This is a genomic window from Acinetobacter sp. TUM15064 (assembly GCF_008980265.1).
GTDB lineage: Bacteria > Pseudomonadota > Gammaproteobacteria > Pseudomonadales > Moraxellaceae > Acinetobacter.
Map to the genome: position 1 here is coordinate 1 of NZ_BKFU01000145.1, position 1,515 is coordinate 1,515.

The 1,515-nt window shown below is 28.6% G+C and carries 1 protein-coding gene; it reads left to right on the forward strand.

Annotated elements, in window-relative coordinates; genetic code table 11:
• Nucleotides 1–1,515: hypothetical protein (locus GBI16_RS18770; RefSeq protein ID WP_171494592.1), on the forward strand; the 1,515-nt coding region annotated here is incomplete at both ends.

Sequence of the window (1,515 nt, forward strand, 5' to 3'; positions counted from 1 at the left end):
TATTGCCAACAGAACCAAGAGATGGAATACATTTAAAAAGCAACAAAGACCAAGTAAAGGAGCAAGAGGAAGCAAACCGAAAAATAATAGAAAAAGCATCACAACTAATTTTTGAATTTTTAAAAAGTAACCTATTAAACGTTTCAAATCCGCTTTTATATGCTCAAATAAATTTCCAAAGAAATACAAACAATAGCTTATTAAACGAGTATTTTGAATCACTGCAAAAAGTTTGGATAGAAGAATATAAGTTTTTGCCTATTGTTGAAACCTCTGACGGTTTTAAACCCGTTAACCAAGTTTATTTTTTTGACGAGGAACTATTAAACAACACAGAGTTTTTTTATGACATTTACACTTTGGTTTCGACATTTTATAACAACATTCCGATAAAAGAAAAAATTGTTTTATGGAGCAAATTTGCAAGTGAATGGACAAACGAAAAAACAAAAGGAAAAGCTGACTTTATTGGACATAAGGATTTAGTTGAGAAAATATCAAAAGAACATTTATCTAAGTTTGACAAATATTGCTTAATCAACTACTACAAATATCTAATCATAGAAGAAAAGATAAATTATTTTTCAGAACATACTTTATTACCAAACTTAGACGGGAAATTATGTTTTCTTTCGTTGCTACTTACGCCTAAAAATTTAAACGGAACACTTATTGAGATTGGGAAGTCTTTAATCCCAGATTCTATTGAACGAATAATTCATAAAGATTTTTGCTTTGAATTCCATTTTGACAAATTCAATAGAAAAGACTTTTCAAATAGCGTTAAAACAAAATTGGACGAAATGCAGGCTTCAACTGGTATCTATTTTCCTGAAACTATCAATGAACAAATTTACAATGTTCAATCATTTGACAAAACTCAAAAACTTAATGCTAATTTCTTTGAAAGTTTATTGAAGTATTGCAAGCTGAACAACAATGTAAATTCACAAAGCAAACCTTCATCATTAGTAAAAATCATCAGCAAGTATTATTCTTTTGGAGAAAATTTAATTCAATTATCTAACATTGAAAACCAAGAAGAAAATTTAGACATTCGTTCATCAAGGAAGATATTAGTTCAAATTTTCTTCAACTTAATTCAATATCACAACGAAAATTGGGTAAAAGAAAACATTAACTTGTTACTTGAAATTGCAAACTGCAATGAAGACAGCCTTAAAGAGGTTTATTTGGCTTCAAAAATTTATCCTAATCAAATAAACCAACTAAAAAGCATTAGTGAACTAAAAAGAGATCTTGAAATAATTCCTGAAATTAAAGGCCTTTACAATAAGGTGGCAAAGAACGAAATCAGAAAAGAATTGGTTTACATAGAATTTAATGAATTTGTTGCGGAGGATAGATTTGTAACAAGCAAATATCTAACCACAGAAATTGAAGACATTTTCTTTGGGACAGACATTAACAACATAAACGAACACCCTTTCAAAGTTGAAATACTAAACATCATAAAATCCTTGAGAGAAAAAAAATATGCAGAACTTTTTCCAA